This window comes from Amycolatopsis rubida (genome assembly GCF_900115345.1).
In the GTDB taxonomy this organism is placed as follows: Bacteria; Actinomycetota; Actinomycetes; order Mycobacteriales; family Pseudonocardiaceae; genus Amycolatopsis; species Amycolatopsis rubida.
In genome coordinates this window covers 26,118-41,477 of sequence record NZ_FOWC01000015.1, presented here as the reverse complement: position 1 = coordinate 41,477, position 15,360 = coordinate 26,118, and the positions used below count along the sequence as shown (strand labels likewise).

The following is a 15,360-nucleotide window of genomic DNA, read 5'->3' as shown; positions in this document are numbered from 1 at the left end:
GCGCGGCAGCGGGTCCTGCGACGCAGTGCCCGGATGCCCGAGCCCTTCGTGCCGGGCACTCGCAAGCATCAGCGTGATGCCGCGATCCGGCACCGCCCCATGGCCGGAGACTCACCGATCTTGCACGAACAGTTGCAGATTTGATTTTCTGCACCTATGGTTGCAGCCATGGAACCCCGCAACGTTGCTGTGTGGCTTGAGGCGCTGCGCCCTCACAAAGGGCTGTCGCCCGCACTCGACCGGGTTCTGCAGACGCTGATCACCAATCCCAAGATCGCGTCGTACGGCGAGGTCGGTGATATCGCCTCGCGTGCCCAGGTGAACCCGAGCAGCGTCGTGCGATGCGCCCAGGCACTGGGTTTCGAGGGATGGCCCGCACTCCAGCGTGAGCTGCGAGCCAAGTATCTGGCGTCGCTCACGTCGGAGGAGACTTTCCAAACCCGCCGGAAGGGGCCGCTCGGGCCCGGGCATTCCGCCTTCCAGCAGGACATCCAGAATCTCAAGGACGCGCTGGAGTCCGTCGAGCCCGCCGAGATCGACGCGGTCATCAGGCGGATCGCGGGCTCCGCCCGGGTGGTCGTTGCCGCCACGGGGACTTTCGCCGCGCCCGGTCAGGTGCTGGCCCATCTCGGTTCCGCTCTCGGATACCCGATCACTGCCGAGACCAGGGGTGCGGTACATCTCTCGGCGGCGCTGACGGGCTTCGGCCCGGAGGACACGTTGGTCGTGCTCACCGCCTGGCGCCCCATCGGCGACCTCGTCAGGTCGGCTCGGCTGGCCAGGCATCGCGGGGCGCGCGTCATAGCTGTCACGGATCTGCGCCGCGGTCCGTTCGCCGAACTCGCGGATCACATTCTGGTCGTACCAAGCGAAGGTGTTTCCTTCTTCCAGTCAGTCACTGCGGCGACCTCGCTCATGTACGGCATCGTCGACGGGTTGGCGAACGTCGACGTCGATCGCACCCGGGAACAGCTAGCCGCGGCACAGCAGTCCTGGGAGATCCTGCAAACGTACGAATCCTCGTAACTGCCCGCCGCCCGGATGGCGGTCGGCTTTCTCGACGTCAGGCACGTCGATTTACCTTGTACAGCGAGGTGTCTTATGCTCAAGAATGCCTTTTTACCGACTGTTCTTGTGGCCGCCGCCATCACTGCGCTCGCCGAAATTGTGGGCACTCGGTCGATTTCGCTCGGGCCCGGCAAATTAATTCTTTTCCCGATCATCTGGGCAATTCTGCTCGGTGGCGCGCTCAGCTTTCAGCGGATCCGGCCCGTTTCCGCCGAGCTGCAGCGGAAAGCGCTTGACCTGGTGTCGGTCGGTATCATGGTCTTCCTGGTTCTCGTCGGCGTCACCGTCGGCGGTTCGCTCACCGAACTGAAGGACGTGACCTGGGTCCTCGCTCTCCAGGAAGTGGCGCATCTGTTCGGTACGGTGATCCTCGCGCTGCCGGTCGCCGTCGTGCTGCGGATGGGCCGGGCGTCGATCGGCGCGACCTATTCCATCGACCGGGAGGCGAATCTCGCCTACACCGCCGAACGCTACGGCGCCGCGTCGTCGGAATACCGTGGAACGCTGGGGGTTTACGTCTTCGGATCGGTGTTCGGCGCGCTGTATCTCACCGTGCTCGCCGGATATCTCGGCTCGATCGGCTGGCTTCATCCGCTCGCACTGGCGATGGGCGCGGGTGTCGGCTCCGGCTCGATGATGGCCGCGGCGTCGGCGGCGATCGCGACCTCGCATCCCGGGATGGAGAGCCAGATTCTCGCCTTCGCCTCGGCTTCGAACCTGATGACGCAAACCATCGGCACCTTCGTCACCTGTTTCGTGGCGCTGCCCCTCGCCGAGCGGATGTATCGCTGGTGGTGCCGGCTGTTCCGGGTGCGCGAGCGCCTCGTGGCCGACGGCCCGCTCGTCGCGGCAGGCACCGGCGGGGGAAGAAACCCCGCCACCCCTGAGGCGGCCGGCCGGACTCCGGCGGCATCCGAGGTGAGCGTGACCAAGGATCTTCGGCGGATGCCTGTCGTTCTGCTGGTTTTCGTCGTTCTGATGGGGCTGGCGAACACGATCAGCACCGGCAAGATCAGCATGCAGACGGTTCTCGCGCTGGTACTGCTGGCCCTCGTGACCTACGGAGCGTTCGCGCTCAGCAAGATCGCGCCCAGGATTCCCGTGCTGGCGACCACGGTGGTGACCGGGATTCTGGTGGCCGCACCGTTCAGCCCGGTTTCCGGACTCGTCGCCGAACTCGTCTCGGGGATCAGTTTCCTGTCGCTGGTGACGCCGGTGCTCGCGCTGGCCGGGCTGTCGCTGGGCAAGGAGCGGGCCGCGCTCAAGAGGCTCAGCTGGCGCGTCGTGCTCGTCGCTCTCACCTCGTTCACCGCCACATTCCTGCTGGCCGCGGTCGTCGCCGATCTGTTCGTCCGGTGACCCGGACCATCCACAAAGGAGCATTGTGTACCGCAATCAGGACAACCTGCCCGCCGGGAAGACCGCAAGCGTCGGCGTCGTCGGGCTGGGGAACATGGGGCTCGGCATGGCGGTGACCCTCGATCAAGCAGGATGGCGGGTCACCGGCTATGACCTCGACGCGGCCGCGGTCGCCGAGGCGGGCGGCAACGGCATCGGGTGCGTAGCACAGTTGCCGGTGCTGGCCGCCGAGCAAGTCGTGCTTTCGCTGCCTGGCGCCGGCGCCGTCCGGTCCGTGGTGCCCGAACTGCTGGAGGGCGCACGACCGCGGGTGATCGTCGATACCACCACCTCGGACCCCGGTACCAGCAGGGAAATGGCCGCCCGGTGCGCGGAGGCGGGGGTCGCCTTCGTCGACGCTCCGGTGTCCGGAGGCCGGACCGGAGCCTGGTCGGGCGCTCTCACCGCATTCGCCGGCGGGACCGACGCCGCGGTGGATTCCGCCGCCGCCGTGCTGTCGATCTTGACGAAACAGTGGAGTCATCTCGGGCCCGCCGGTTCCGGGAACATCGTCAAACTGCTGAACAACATGTTGTGCGCCGTCAACATTGCTTCCGTCGCGGAGGCCGTCGACGTGCTCGCGGCGTATGGAATCGACCTCCCGCAAGCGATGACGGCGCTCAACACCGGATCCGGCCGGAGCGCGGTGAGCCAGGTCAACTTCGAGGGCGCGATCCTCAAGGGAGAACTCGTCGGCGGCTTCACCGTCGGCCTCATGGCTCGCGACGTCGCGCTCGGGATCGACGTCGCGACCGCGGCGGGCGCCCGGCCGAGCGTGCTCAGCGCGAGCAAGCAAGCGTGGGACCGCGCTCTCGCCCAGCTCGGACCGGAAACGGACTGCAATCTCGCGCCCTCGGCGTTCACGAGCGCGACCGACTGCCTCTCCTCGGCAGCTCTGCGCCCGGATGCCGCACCCGACCAGGAAGGCAACGACTGATGACCTCCACTGTGGACCGCCCGCTGAGCGGCGACGACCGGGCGGCGATGGTCCGGCACGCACTGGAGCGGGAAGTGCCCGGCGGGATCGGGATCTGCTCGGGGCAGCAGGTCCATCCCGGACGCGGTGACCGATTCCCGTTGCACGACCCGACCTCGCACGCGCTGGTGACCGAGTGGCCGGATCCCGGACGGGAAGGCGCGGACCTCGCGCTCGCCGCCGCGGTCGAGGGGTTCGCGCGCTGGACGGCGCTGGGTCCGGCCGGCCGCGCCGACGCGCTGCGCACCGCGGCACAGCTGGTCGAGGCCCGCGCCGGTGACCTGGCCCGGCTGGAGACCTTGACCACCGGGAAGCCCTTGCGGGATACGACGGCGGAGCTGCGTGCGGTCGTGACGATGCTGAAGTTCTACGGGGGATGGGCCGAGCGCATCAACGGGGAAACCCTCGGCGGCGCCGGCAGCTGGCATGCCTACAGCCTGTTGCAGCCCTTCGGCGTGATCGTCGCCGTGACACCGTGGAACGCGCCGCTGCTGACTGCCGCCGCGAACGGACTGCCGGCGCTGGCCGCGGGCAACGCGGTGGTGGTGAAGCCGAGTGAGTTCACCCCGGCGAGCACGATCCGGTTCGCCCAGATCCTGCACGAGGCCGGGCTGCCGCTCGGCGCCTTCGTCGCGGCTCCCGGGCTCGGCGCCACCGTCGGCGCCGCGCTCACCACCGATCGGCGGGTCGGCAAGGTCGTGTTCATCGGGTCGGTAGGCACGGGGCGCGCGGTCGCGTCCGCCTCCGCCGCGGCTGGAATCCCGAGCATTCTCGAACTCGGCGGAAAGAGCGCGAACGTGGTCTTCGCCGATGCCGGCCTCGACGACGCCGCGGCGGGAGCGCTGAGTGCCGTCTTCTCCGGCACCGGGCAGTCCTGCCAGGCCGGTTCACGATTGCTCGTGCAGGACAGCATCCGGGACAAGCTCCTCGACCGGATCGTGGCGGGGGCGCGGGTACTGCGGGTGGGCGACCCGCTCGATCCGGAGACCGAACTCGGCCCGATCGTGCACAGAGCACAGTACGAGCGGGTGCGGGAACTCGTCGCGCTCGGAGTCGCCGAGGGCGCCCGGCAGCTTGCGGACCTGCCGCTGCCCGCGGGCATCGCGACCGGCCCGATGCGCACCGGGAACTGGTGCACGCCGGTGTTGCTCGACGGGGTCGCCGCGGACCACTCGCTGGAACACACCGAGGTCTTCGGTCCGGTACTGGCGATCGACACGTTCTCCGACGAGAACGAGGCGCTCGCCCGTGCCAACGGCACCGAATTCGGCCTCGCGAGTGCGGTCTGGACCCGCGACGTCGCCCGTGCCCACCGGTTCGCCTCGGCGATCCAGGCCGGAACGTGCTACGTCAACTGCTACAAGGTCGGCCATCCATCGGCCCCGTTCGGCGGGTTCAAGTCCTCCGGCTGGGGCCGGGCCAGCGGCCGGGGCGTGGTCGAGGAATTCACCCAGTCCAAGGCCGTATGGGTGGCGACCCAGCGGACCGCGCCGGCCTTCCCGTCTCTGGACCGGCAGCGGTGAATCTGGTCGAGCGCGCGGAGCCGCACCTTCCCGGCCTGGTCCGGCTCCGTCGCCACCTCCATGCCGTCCCGGAGGTCGGGTTGCGGCTGCCCCGGACGCAGGCGGCGCTGCTGGACGCGTTGTCCGGGCTGGGACTCGCCATTCGCACCGGTTCGGCCTGTACGTCGGTGGTGGCGGTGGTGGAGGGCCAGCTGCCCGGCGAGACCGTGCTGCTGCGCGCCGACATGGACGCATTGCCGATCGGCGAGGACAGCGGAGAGCCCTTCGCCTCGGACAACGGCTGCATGCACGCCTGCGGCCACGATCTGCACATGGCCGGTCTCGTGGGCGCCGCCCGGCTGCTCACCGAGGTGCGGTCCCAGCTGCGGGGGCGGGTCGTGCTGATGTTCCAGCCCGGCGAGGAAGGACACGACGGGGCCCAAGTCATGCTGGACGAGGGGCTGCTCAAGACCACCGCGACGCCTCCTGTCGCGGCCTACGCCCTCCACGTCGGGCCGGGGCGCGCGGGGACGATGTGGACGCGGCCCGGCGCGATCCTGGCCGGCATGGGCACGTTGCGCATCACCGTGCGGGGAGCAGGCGGGCATGCCTCCGCGCCGCATGACACCCTCGACCCCGTGCCGGTGCTCGCGGAAATCGTGCTGGCACTGCAATCTCACGTCACGCGGCGGCACCGGGTGTTCGATCCGGTGGTGCTGTCGGTCACGCGCCTGCAAGCCGGCGACGCGGTCAACGTCATCCCGGGCTCCGCGACGCTGGAGGCGAGCGTCCGGGCGCTGTCGGCGGACGCGGTCGGGCAACTGCGCACCCAGGTCCAAGACCTCGCGTCGCACATCGCCCGGGCCCACGGGATGGAGGCCGGCTCGGTGTTCGCCGATCACTATCCCGTGACCTGCAACGACCCGGCGGAGACGGAGTTCGCCGTGCGAACGGCGTCCCGGGTCCTCGGCCGCAACGCCGTCGACCCCGCGCACCCAGCGTTGATGGGCTCCGAAGACTTCTCGAAAGTGCTGGCCAGGGTCCCGGGAGCACTGGTGTTCATGGGTACGACTCCCCCGGATCTCGACCCGGCCACCGCCCCGGGCGTCCACTCGCCACAAGCGCGGTTCACCGACCGCACCCTGCCGCTGCACGCCGCGCTGCTGGCGCAGCTCGCGTTCGACCGGCTGGCCTCAGGGAGCTAAGGCCCGAAGCACCAGGCCGACGTGCTCGCGCACGGCCTCGTCGGTGAGCGGGCGATGGCCGACCGTCAGCCGAAAATAGAGCGGAGCATAGAGGAGATCGAGCACGACATCCGGGTCGGCGGGCCGGATCACCCCGGCCCTCGCCGCCGCCCGCACGGTCGCGATCCCTTCCTCGCGGCGCGCGTTGACATAGCCCTCCCGGAAAGCATCGGCGATTTCCGGGTCGAACTGCCCTTCGGCGATCAGCGCGGCGACCACCTTGCCAGTCGCACCGCGGAACGCCTCGGCCATCGCCAGCAACCGGTCCTCGACGTGGGCCGGCGTGAAGTTCTCCGGATAGGGCAAAACCTCGCCGGACCTGCGGAGGAACGCGGACATGATCACCGCGGCGCGGTTGGGCCACCACTTGTAGACGGTCACCTTGCTGACACCCGCGCGCTGCGCGATCGCCTCGACCGTCGTCGCCTCCAGCCCTCGCGTCAGCAGGAGCTCGTAGGCAGCGTCCAGGATCGCCGCTTCCGCCCGCGGCGCCGTGCGCCGCGCCGAGCCGCGCCGGCCGGCGTTCGGGGTTTCCGGAGGACGGGACATCGGCAGCACCTCGACATCAACGCAACGGGCATTTCCACCGGACACAGTGCACTACAGCGACGGCTCCCCCGCGACCCGCCCGGTCGCTTGACAGCCGAGCTAAAGTGAACTGTACGTTCAGTTAACTTAGGAGGCGGCGGAATGAAATCCACCACGAGCACGAGTGCTTACACCCGCTTCGATCTCCCGGTCAGCCGCGTGGCCGGCGACGGGCCGGCATCGGAGGCAGAGATCGCCGTGCGCCGGGACCTCGCGTCGGCCTACCGGCTCTGCGCGCTGTTCGGCTGGGACGATCTGATCTACACCCACATCTCGGCGCGGGTGCCCGGAGCCGGGCATCACTTCCTGGTGAACCCCTTGGGGCTGGGATTCGACGAGATCACCGCGGGCAACCTGGTCAAGATCGACCTCGACGGCAACGTGGTCGGCGACAGCCCGTATCGGCCCAACGCCGCGGGTTTCGTCATTCACGGCGCCGTGCACAGCGCGCGGGCCGACGCCTCTTGCGTGATGCATCTGCACACCGAAGCCGGGATGGCGCTGAGCATCCTGGAGGAGGGGCTGCTTCCGTTGAGCCAGCACGCCATGCGCTTCAGCGGCCGCCTCGGTTACCACGACTACGAGGGGATCGCCCTCACGATGGACGAACAGCGGCGCTTCATCGCCGATCTCGGGGACAACGCCGCGCTGATCCTGCGCAACCACGGCACCCTGACCGTCGGCCGCAGCGTCGGGCACGCCTTCACCGAGATGTTCTACCTGGAGAAGGCCGCGCGGGCGCAGCTGCTTGCCCAGGCCACCGGCCGTCCGCTGCGCGTGCCCGATCCGGAGGTTGTCGAGCTGACGACCCGCCAGTGGGTCGACGATCTCGGTGTCTCCGAGGACCGCGAATGGCCCTCGCTGCTGCGCAAGCTGGAGCGCGTCGATCCCTCCTGCCGGGACTGAGCGCAGCCCGATGAAGCCCGAGACTCAGGACGCCCGGCGCGCCGCGGGGCACGCCGTGCTCGTGACCGGTGCCGCGGGCGGCATCGGCCACGCCGTCGCGGTGCGGCTGGCCGCTGACGGCTGGACGGTCCTTGCCGCCGATCTCGATCAGGTCGGCGCCACCCCGGAGGCCGCGCAGTTCCCGGACCGGGTCCATCCGATGGTTCTGGATGTGAGCGACGGCGCGGCAGTGGATCTCGCCGCCGCGCGGCTGCGCTCGACCGGCCCTGAACTGGCGGGCCTCGTCAATGTCGCCGGTGTGCTCCAGGACGTCGAACCGTTGGTGGCGCAGAACGCGCAAACCGCGCGGCGAGTGTGGGAGGTCAACTACTTCGGAGCGCAGCGGTGCACGCAGGCATTCGCGCCGCTGCTGATCGATGCCGGCGGCGGCGCGATCGTCAACATCACGTCGATCAACGCGCACCGTCCGCTCCCGTTGCACGCTTACGCGCCCGCCAAAGCAGCACTGGCGGCGGCGACTGTGCTGGCGGCAGGCGATCTCGGCCGCTATGGCATCCGGGTGAACGGCGTGGCTCCCGGATTCACGACGACCCCGGCCATGCGCCGGAAGCTCGCTCTCGGCACCCGGGACGCGGCCGGCCTCGTCGCGCACACCGCACTCGCCCGGCTGGTCGAGCCGAGCGAAGTCGCGGCGGCGGTGAGCTTCCTGCTCGGCGACGACGCCGCCGCGATCACCGGCGTGAGCCTGCCGGTCGACGCCGGGTGGACCGCCACCGCGCATTGGATGGATTTCGGCAACCGGCTGGACCCGGCCAAGGAGAAGCAGTGAAGCACCTGAGCACCTTCCACGAGCATTGGTCGCGCACCGTCCGGCGTGCCGGTCCCGCGACCTTCCTGCTGTTCCAGGACGAAACCGGCACCACTGCCTGGACCTATGCCGAATTCGATGCGATCGTCGCCCGTACTGCGGGCACCCTGCGTACGCTCGGTGTCGTTCCCGGTGCTTCGGTGCATGTCGTGTTGCGCAACTGCCCGGGCTTTCTCGCCGTCTGGCTGGCCGTTGCCCGCCTCGGCGCGTGGCTGGTGCCAGCGGACCCCGCGTCGAGCCCGCGAGACATCGCTGTCCAGATCCGCCGTACCCGCCCGGTGGCCGGAGTGTGTGCCGCCGCGAGAGCGGACCGGTATCGCCGAGGGGCCGGCGAAGCGCTGCCCCACCTCATCGAACTGCGGGAGAACGTCGGCGACGTCGGCGACGGTGGTGCACTCGTCGCCGGACCGCCGATCACCGGGGCAGCAGGCGGGATCAAGCCGGCGGACCGGCTCGCGGTGATGTTCACCTCGGGCACGACGTCCGAGCCCAAGGGGGTCGTTCTCAGCCAAGAGAATTACTCCACGGTCGCCGAGACGATGGCGGCGGCGGCAGCGCTGCGATCCGAGCACCGGTGGCTGGTCACCTTGCCGCTGTTTCACGCCAACGCCCAGTATTACTGCTTCGCGCCGGCGATCTCGGCCGGCGCGAGTGTCGCGCTCACGCACGCCTTCTCCGCGTCGCGCTGGGTGCGGCAAGCCCGTGAGCTGCGGGCAACGCATGCGAGCCTGTTCGCTGCGCCCATCAGGATGATCCTGGCCCGGTGCGGCGCCGAGCCGCCGCGATTGCATCTTCGGCACGTCTGGTTCGCCCAGAGCCTCGGGCGCGACCATCATCAGCGGTTCAGCGAGATCGCCGGATGCCGGCCGCGTCAGCTCTACGGCATGACCGAAACAGTCGCCGCCGTCACGGCCGACACCAGCCTGCCCGCCCGGCACGACATCATCGGCGGACCACTCGCCGGGCGCGAGATCGCCGTCGCCGACGCGGGGACGGGAAAACCGGTGGGCGACGGTGTGCCGGGAATGCTCCTGGTGCGTGGAGTTCGCGGCCGGGACCTTTTCGCCGGCTACCTCGACGATCCCGCCACGACCGGCCGCAGCTTCACCGATCTGCCCGACGGCACCAGCTGGTTCCGCACCGGCGACCTGGTGGGCCGCGACGCCGCAACCGGTGAACTGCGCTTCGTGGGCCGAGCCGACGACGTCATCAAGGTCGCCGGCGAGAACGTGAGCCTGTCCGAGGTCGAGTCCGTGCTGGCCCAAGCGCCGAAGGTGCTGGAAGCCGCAGTCGTCGCCCAGCGGGACCCGATCCGGGACCAGGTGCCGGTCGCGTACGTGGTGCCGGCAGACGCGCTGTCTCCGCCGGACGTCGGCGCGTTGGCCGAATGGGCCGCGGACAACCTGCCGCCCGCCGCACGGCCCCGCGCCTGGCACGTGATCGCCGAACTGCCGCGAACCAGCGTCGGCAAGGTCCGGCGATTCCAGATCGGCGAGAGCGGAAGGGCAGTAACCGATTGAGGCGGGAGCGACCCCGCGAGGTCCACGCGCCAGCACGTCAGGTCCGCCGCCGGTAGCCGACCGGTCAACGCGGTGAAACGACGGTCCTGCGTCGCGGCTATTTCGGGGATCCTCACGCTTTCGGCCAGCCAGGCGCCGATTTGAGCCGGAGTGCGGCAGATCGAGCAGTTTGCCGACAGCGGCGGCCCGACTGGGCTTCCGCGCAACTCGGCGCCGGGCGCGGATCGGCGCACTCGGCGCGAGCAGCGCGGGACACGAACAAGTGCGCGGGAGCTGTCGACACGGTTTTTGCCGCGCTCGCCGGGCCTCGCGGCGGCGGTCGCACTGCTCGACACGTCGGGACCGGGCACCGAGACGGTTCGGCGAGCCGGGACCCCGCTCCGGACAGTGGGTGCGGTTCGAGGCTCCGACGAGCTTTGCCAGCGCGGTGTTCTTTCTCGACGCCGAGCGGCGGAGGGCTGCGCCTGGTCCTCCACGGCTCGATCCGTAACCTCGCGGGCACGTCGCGCCGTGCCAGAGGGCGCGGTGGCCGAGCAATACTCCGGCTGGGCGCTTGTCGCGCGGTTAAAGCTCGCGCGAGAGGACAGGGAACTCCCGCGCCGCGGCAAGCATTCCTCGCACGGTCGCGCGGTTTCCCGGACGAGCCCACCGACAAGTTCCAGCCCCGCTGCACCACCGGGCGGGTAGCGGGGTACGCACGGGCGGCTGCCGTGCGCGATGCCGCTCTATGTTGAGCACATTTCGCCGCCAGCCTGACGTGCTCAAGCATCGAGCAGCCGCCTCGACGCGCCCCCGGCGCACGAGGGGCCTGAACCTGGCGCAGGCATCTTGGCGGGATCCGTCCTCCTCGGCGTCTCCGGCCCCTTTATCGGCCAGCCGATGGGCTCGAAGTCCCCAGTATCGGCAAAGCACCCGGCACCGCACGGCAGCCAGCGACACTCAAACGCACTGACCTTCACCGGCACAGATCGGCAGTGCACGGGACTGCCCAGCACGCACCGGAACTCGATATTCGCGCCTTACTCCCGGGCTTACCGTGCCGACATGTGTCACATGGTGCTGCCGAGGGCTAACCAGCGCGGGCCAGGCCGCATTTTCCCGGGCATTGACACCGGGCTGGGCCGCGGCGTATCGGGTGCTCCGTGAGTACCGGAGCCCAATCGAGGACCGACCTGGGTTGACCGCCTTTGGGAACCTATTTGCTCCTCGTATATCCGATCTGGCTCTTCCATGGCCGGCTGTTTCGACTGGTAACTATTCGATCGTTTCGGGAGCGCTTTCAGTGATCGCGCCGTCGCCGGGGTTTGAGCCGGTTGGCAGTCCGAGCCGCACGTCACTCGTACTGTTGGCGAGGCGAAAGTTTCCTTCGGGAGGCGCGCGTGCCGGGCCCGCGGCACGGGAACGATCCGGCGCTGGTCCGTGTTGGCTGATGCCGGTCGGCGTTGGACGAGCAGCGGGGCGTGATCCGGTGGGAGGCGGTGGCCGTAAGCGCTTGCGTGCGATGGTCGTCCCGTTCAGCCTGGGGTCGTAATGTTCCTCGTGACGGCGACGTCCACGGGATCGGCCCCAGCGAGTTCTGTTTCGTCCCGCTCCGCGAAAACCCTGATCGGCCAGAGCGGTTTGCCGCCGACTCGTGAACTGGCCCTGCCCGCGTCCGCGGAGAATCCGGCAGACCCGCCGCGCGGGCCCGATCGCCGAGAGCTCGGCAATCCAGCCGCCCCCGCGCGACCGCCGGGCGAGGCAGCGCTCACCACGATCGACGCGGGAGAGCGGGCGATCAGTATCCGAGTCGGCAGTCGCACGGAGCCGTCGCGCGGAGACGCCGGTCAGATTTGACGGCATGAGAACGGAACTGGACGCGGTGGCCGCGGCCGCGCTCGAACAGTACGATTTTTCTCCCGAAGCTGTCACGCTTGTCAACGTTTCCGAAAACCTGACCTATCGGGTGGACGACCGGAGGACCGGACGGTCGGTCGCACTGCGCGTCCACCGGCCCGATTACCACTCCGAGGCGGCGATCGAGTCCGAGCTGTGCTGGATGGACGCGCTCCGCGAGGACGGTGCAGCCGAGCCGCCGCGGCCGGTTCGCGCGCGGGACGGTGCTCGGGTCGTCACAGTCGTCGACGCGCGGGGACGGGCGAGGCATGCGGTGGCGTTCGAGTGGTTGCCTGGCCGGGCGCCCGACCCGGGCGGTGACCTGGTACCCGGGTATCGCGTGCTCGGCAGCATCGCGGCCAAGCTGCATGCGCATGGGTCTCGCTGGCGGCCGCCGTCGTCGTTTGACCGCTACACCTGCGATTACGACACCGCGCTCGGCCCGCAGGCGAGGTGGGGCCGCTGGCAGGAGGGACTGGGCATCGGGCGGCCGGAGCGCGACCTGCTGGCCCGGCTGGACGGCGAAATCGCCGGGCGGCTCGCGGACTACGGCACCGGGCGGGACCGGTTCGGCCTCGCACACAACGATTTGCGCCCGGCGAACCTCCTCGTCGACGGCGACCGCGTCCAGGTCATCGACTTCGACGACTGCGGCTATTCCTGGTACCTGTACGACTTCGCCACCTCCGTGAGCTTCATCGAGGACGACTCCCGGCTGCCCGAATGGACGGCCGCGTGGCTCGACGGATACGCGCGCTGTCGCGCGGTTTCGGCGGACGACCTCGCGATGGTTCCCACGCTGGTCATGTTCCGCCGGCTGCTGCTGGTGGGATGGATCGGCTCGCACCACGAGTACGCGGCCGAAGCCGCCGAACTGGGCGCGGGCTTCACTCGTGGCACGTGTGCGCTGGCCGAGGCATACCTGGCGGGCGAGTTCCTGACGCCGAGTCCGTATCGCAGTCGGTAGTTGGACCGATCCGGTGCGGCCGAACGACCGCCAGAGTGGTGGGCACCGGTTCCGATCCGCCGCGAGGACGAGGTTGCCATGGTGAACCACTCGGACTGCTTGCCGCTCGTTGGCCTGTCCACCGTCGTGGACGAACTCGCCCGAGGAGGAACAGCCGTGCTCGTCGCCGGCGGCACCGGGTACCTGACCATGGCTGCCGGATTCGCCGACTGGCGAAGGATCTCGTTCTTCGTGCGGCACACGTCCGGGTTCCTCTGCGCGGCCATGCCGCCGGAGCGGGCCGACCGCTTGGCACTGCCGCCCATGGTCCCGCACCGGCAGGACCGCGGCGGGCCGGAGTTCGCCGTGTCGGTCGACGCCAGCACCGGTGTCGGAACCGGGATTTCGGCCCGCGATCGCGCGCGGACCCTGCGCTTGCTCGCCGAGCCGGACACCACGCCGGACGGCTTCTGCCGTCCCGGCCACGTCATGCCGATCCGGACCCGGCGAACCGGCCCGGCGCAGGCGCCCGAGGCAGCCGTCGAACTGTGCCGGCTGGCCGGAGCCGCGCCGGTTGCCGTGCTGTGCGAACTGGTCGCCGCCGACGGGTCCCTGCCCCAACCCGAGTTTCTCGCGGACTTCGCGCACGAGTACGGCCTGCCGGTCATCGAAATGGAGGAAACCATGGGAATCGATCGCGCCGCTTCGCGCGGCGAGTGGAATGTGCAGAGACCGCACGGGTTCCTGGCCAGGGCGCCGCTCAGCAATGCCATCCGGGTGGGCGACCTCGTGATCACGTCCGGCCAGATCGGCATCGACGGGGCTGGTGCTGTCGTACCCGGAATCGGGCCGCAGACCCGGATCTGCCTCGAAAACATCGCGACGTTGCTGGCGGCCAGCGGCGCCGGCCTGAGGGACGTGGTGCAGACTCGGGTGTTCCTCGCCGATTTCGCCGGGTACGACGAATTCAACCAGGTCTACCGCGAATTCTTCGCCGACCCGTACCCGACCCGCTCGACGATCGGTGTTCCGCGACTCGCCCTCGGCGCGGAAATCGAGATCGAAGCCACCGCAATCCGCCGACGTGAACCCGCAGGAGAAGAAGCATGACCGACTCCCCCGTGCCGCCCGGCGCGACCGCACTCCCCGAAGCCGAAATTCTGGAAACACTTCCTCCGCTCGAATGGGATTACCGCACCGCGTTGGCCGACCGGGAAACCTACCTCACCCCGGTGCTGAAGACCTTTCAGGCGACAACGAAGCCTGTTCTGTTCAAAAGCGGGCTGGGCCAGTACCTCTTCGACAGCGACGGCAATCGCTACATCGATACCGTCGCGATGAACCAGGCCATCAGCGCCGGCTACCGCAGCCCGTATGTGCAGGCCGCGGTCCGCGAGCAACTCGAAGACATGCAGCACTGTTCCACGATGTGGATGCACCCCGGGCCCGCTTCGCTGGCCAAAGCGCTGGTGGGCAAAATGCCCCCCGGCGATTGGGTGGTCCATTTCCTGAGCAGCGGCACCGAAGCAGTCGACCTCGCCCTGATGATGGCACGCAATTACACCCAGCGGCACGCCGTCGTCGCCCTTCGCTCGGCCTACCACGGAGCGGTCGGGGCGACGGCGAACGCGACAACCTCGATCGCCCGCTTCCACCAGAAAATTCCGAGTGCGTCCGGAATAATCCATGTTACCAACCCCGACCAGTACCGCGGCATTCACGGACCCGGCGTCGACCCGTACCTGGCGGAATTCCGATCGAGTATCGCGGCTTCCACGAACGGCGAACTCGCCGCCTACATCTTCGAGCCCATCCAGGGTTACGGCGGCGTCATCCCGATGCCGACCGAATACGTCCGGCAGACCAGCGCCCTCGCCCGAGAACTCGGCGGCGTCGTGATCGCCGATGAAGTGCAGACCGCGGTCGGCCGCACCGGCGCACATTTCTTCGGGTTCACCGAGCACGGTGTCGTCCCGGACATGGTGGTGATGGCGAAGGGCATCGGCAACGGGTTCCCGCTGTCGGCGGTGATCGCCCGGCGGGACATCGCCGAGGCCATGACCGGCCGCACGTTCATGAGCACCATGGGGTCGAATCCCACCTGCTGCGCGGCCGGCCGCGGGGTGCTGGCCGCGCTGGAACACGGTGGGCTGCAGGAGAACGCGCGGATCGTCGGCGCGCAGGCGATGGACATGTTCCGCGAACTCCAGACCCGGTACGAGGTCATCGGCGACGTGCGCGGCCGCGGCCTGATGATCGGCATGGAGCTGGTGAAAGACCGGGACACGAAGGAACCCGCCACCGAACTCGTGCACGCCATCGCCGACGAAATCGCCGATTCGGTGATCGTCACGAAGGCCGGCGCGCACGCGAACGTGCTGCGGCTCGTTCCTCCGCTGTGCCTGACCGCCAAGGACGCGGCGGACGTCGTCGACCGGCTGGACTCCGTGCTCGCCCGGCCGCGGTGAA

The 15,360-nt window shown here is 69.3% G+C and carries 12 protein-coding genes; 11 read left to right on the top strand and 1 reads right to left on the bottom strand.

Annotation, left to right across the window (positions count from 1 at the left end):
• The first annotated feature begins 168 nt into the window (after positions 1-168).
• The 5 genes from BM362_RS37360 (at position 169) to BM362_RS37340 (ending at position 6,149) form a co-directional block, all read left to right on the top strand.
• Positions 169-1,026, top strand: coding sequence for a MurR/RpiR family transcriptional regulator (locus BM362_RS37360; protein ID WP_161269510.1), 858 nt, complete (start codon positions 169-171; stop codon positions 1,024-1,026).
• 75 nt (positions 1,027-1,101) lie between these two features.
• Positions 1,102-2,427, top strand: coding sequence for a DUF3100 domain-containing protein (locus tag BM362_RS37355; RefSeq protein WP_167545585.1), 1,326 nt, complete (start codon positions 1,102-1,104; stop codon positions 2,425-2,427).
• Positions 2,428-2,452: 25 nt separating this feature from the next.
• Positions 2,453-3,403 (top strand): NAD(P)-dependent oxidoreductase, encoded by a 951-nt coding sequence (locus BM362_RS37350; RefSeq protein ID WP_208865455.1) that lies wholly within the window; start codon positions 2,453-2,455, stop codon positions 3,401-3,403.
• Positions 3,403-4,965, top strand: a complete 1,563-nt coding sequence (locus BM362_RS37345; RefSeq protein ID WP_093576361.1) for an aldehyde dehydrogenase family protein — start codon at positions 3,403-3,405, stop codon at positions 4,963-4,965. The genes BM362_RS37350 and BM362_RS37345 overlap by 1 nt, the downstream gene beginning before the upstream one ends.
• Complete coding sequence (locus BM362_RS37340) at positions 4,962-6,149, top strand: M20 metallopeptidase family protein (RefSeq protein ID WP_067582363.1); 1,188 nt, start codon at positions 4,962-4,964, stop codon at positions 6,147-6,149. Before BM362_RS37345 ends, BM362_RS37340 begins: the two co-directional genes overlap by 4 nt.
• Here BM362_RS37340 and BM362_RS37335 read toward each other — a convergent pair.
• Positions 6,138-6,737 carry a TetR/AcrR family transcriptional regulator gene (locus BM362_RS37335; protein WP_143132602.1) on the bottom strand — a complete coding sequence of 200 codons (600 nt, stop codon included), beginning with the start codon at positions 6,735-6,737 and terminating at the stop codon, positions 6,138-6,140. The genes BM362_RS37340 and BM362_RS37335 overlap by 12 nt on opposite strands.
• 141 nt (positions 6,738-6,878) lie before the next feature.
• Here BM362_RS37335 and BM362_RS37330 point away from each other — a divergent pair, with 141 nt between their 5' ends.
• The 6 genes from BM362_RS37330 (at position 6,879) to BM362_RS37305 (ending at position 15,359) form a co-directional block, all read left to right on the top strand.
• On the top strand, positions 6,879-7,682 hold the full coding sequence (locus BM362_RS37330; RefSeq protein WP_067581917.1) for a class II aldolase/adducin family protein: 804 nt from the start codon (positions 6,879-6,881) through the stop codon (positions 7,680-7,682).
• A gap of 10 nt (positions 7,683-7,692) precedes the next feature.
• The gene (locus BM362_RS37325) at positions 7,693-8,511 is read left to right on the top strand and encodes an SDR family NAD(P)-dependent oxidoreductase (RefSeq protein WP_067581912.1); all 819 of its coding nucleotides are present in this window, start codon (positions 7,693-7,695) and stop codon (positions 8,509-8,511) included.
• Complete coding sequence (locus BM362_RS37320) at positions 8,508-10,070, top strand: class I adenylate-forming enzyme family protein (protein WP_244287409.1); 1,563 nt, start codon at positions 8,508-8,510, stop codon at positions 10,068-10,070. The genes BM362_RS37325 and BM362_RS37320 overlap by 4 nt, the downstream gene beginning before the upstream one ends.
• 1,840 nt (positions 10,071-11,910) lie before the next feature.
• Complete coding sequence (locus tag BM362_RS37315; protein WP_067581910.1) at positions 11,911-12,912, top strand: phosphotransferase enzyme family protein; 1,002 nt, start codon at positions 11,911-11,913, stop codon at positions 12,910-12,912.
• A 78-nt stretch (positions 12,913-12,990) separates the two neighbouring features.
• Complete coding sequence (locus BM362_RS37310; RefSeq protein WP_093576358.1) at positions 12,991-14,001, top strand: 3,4-dihydroxy-2-butanone-4-phosphate synthase; 1,011 nt, start codon at positions 12,991-12,993, stop codon at positions 13,999-14,001.
• Positions 13,998-15,359: an aspartate aminotransferase family protein gene (locus tag BM362_RS37305; RefSeq protein WP_093576357.1), complete on the top strand. Its 1,362-nt coding sequence runs from the start codon at positions 13,998-14,000 to the stop codon at positions 15,357-15,359. Before BM362_RS37310 ends, BM362_RS37305 begins: the two co-directional genes overlap by 4 nt.
• Position 15,360 lies beyond the last annotated feature (1 nt).

What these genes read in the sequence shown, in the direction of transcription:
- BM362_RS37360 (WP_161269510.1), top strand. Translation starts at nt 169, where the DNA reads ATGGAACCCCGCAACGTTGCTGTGTGGCTTGAGGCGCTGCGCCCTCAC.
- BM362_RS37305 (WP_093576357.1), top strand. Translation starts at nt 13,998, where the DNA reads ATGACCGACTCCCCCGTGCCGCCCGGCGCGACCGCACTCCCCGAAGCC.
- BM362_RS37325 (WP_067581912.1), top strand. Translation starts at nt 7,693, where the DNA reads ATGAAGCCCGAGACTCAGGACGCCCGGCGCGCCGCGGGGCACGCCGTG.
- BM362_RS37335 (WP_143132602.1), bottom strand. Translation starts at nt 6,737, where the DNA reads ATGTCCCGTCCTCCGGAAACCCCGAACGCCGGCCGGCGCGGCTCGGCG.
- BM362_RS37330 (WP_067581917.1), top strand. Translation starts at nt 6,879, where the DNA reads ATGAAATCCACCACGAGCACGAGTGCTTACACCCGCTTCGATCTCCCG.
- BM362_RS37355 (WP_167545585.1), top strand. Translation starts at nt 1,102, where the DNA reads ATGCTCAAGAATGCCTTTTTACCGACTGTTCTTGTGGCCGCCGCCATC.
- BM362_RS37310 (WP_093576358.1), top strand. Translation starts at nt 12,991, where the DNA reads ATGGTGAACCACTCGGACTGCTTGCCGCTCGTTGGCCTGTCCACCGTC.
- BM362_RS37315 (WP_067581910.1), top strand. Translation starts at nt 11,911, where the DNA reads ATGAGAACGGAACTGGACGCGGTGGCCGCGGCCGCGCTCGAACAGTAC.
- BM362_RS37345 (WP_093576361.1), top strand. Translation starts at nt 3,403, where the DNA reads ATGACCTCCACTGTGGACCGCCCGCTGAGCGGCGACGACCGGGCGGCG.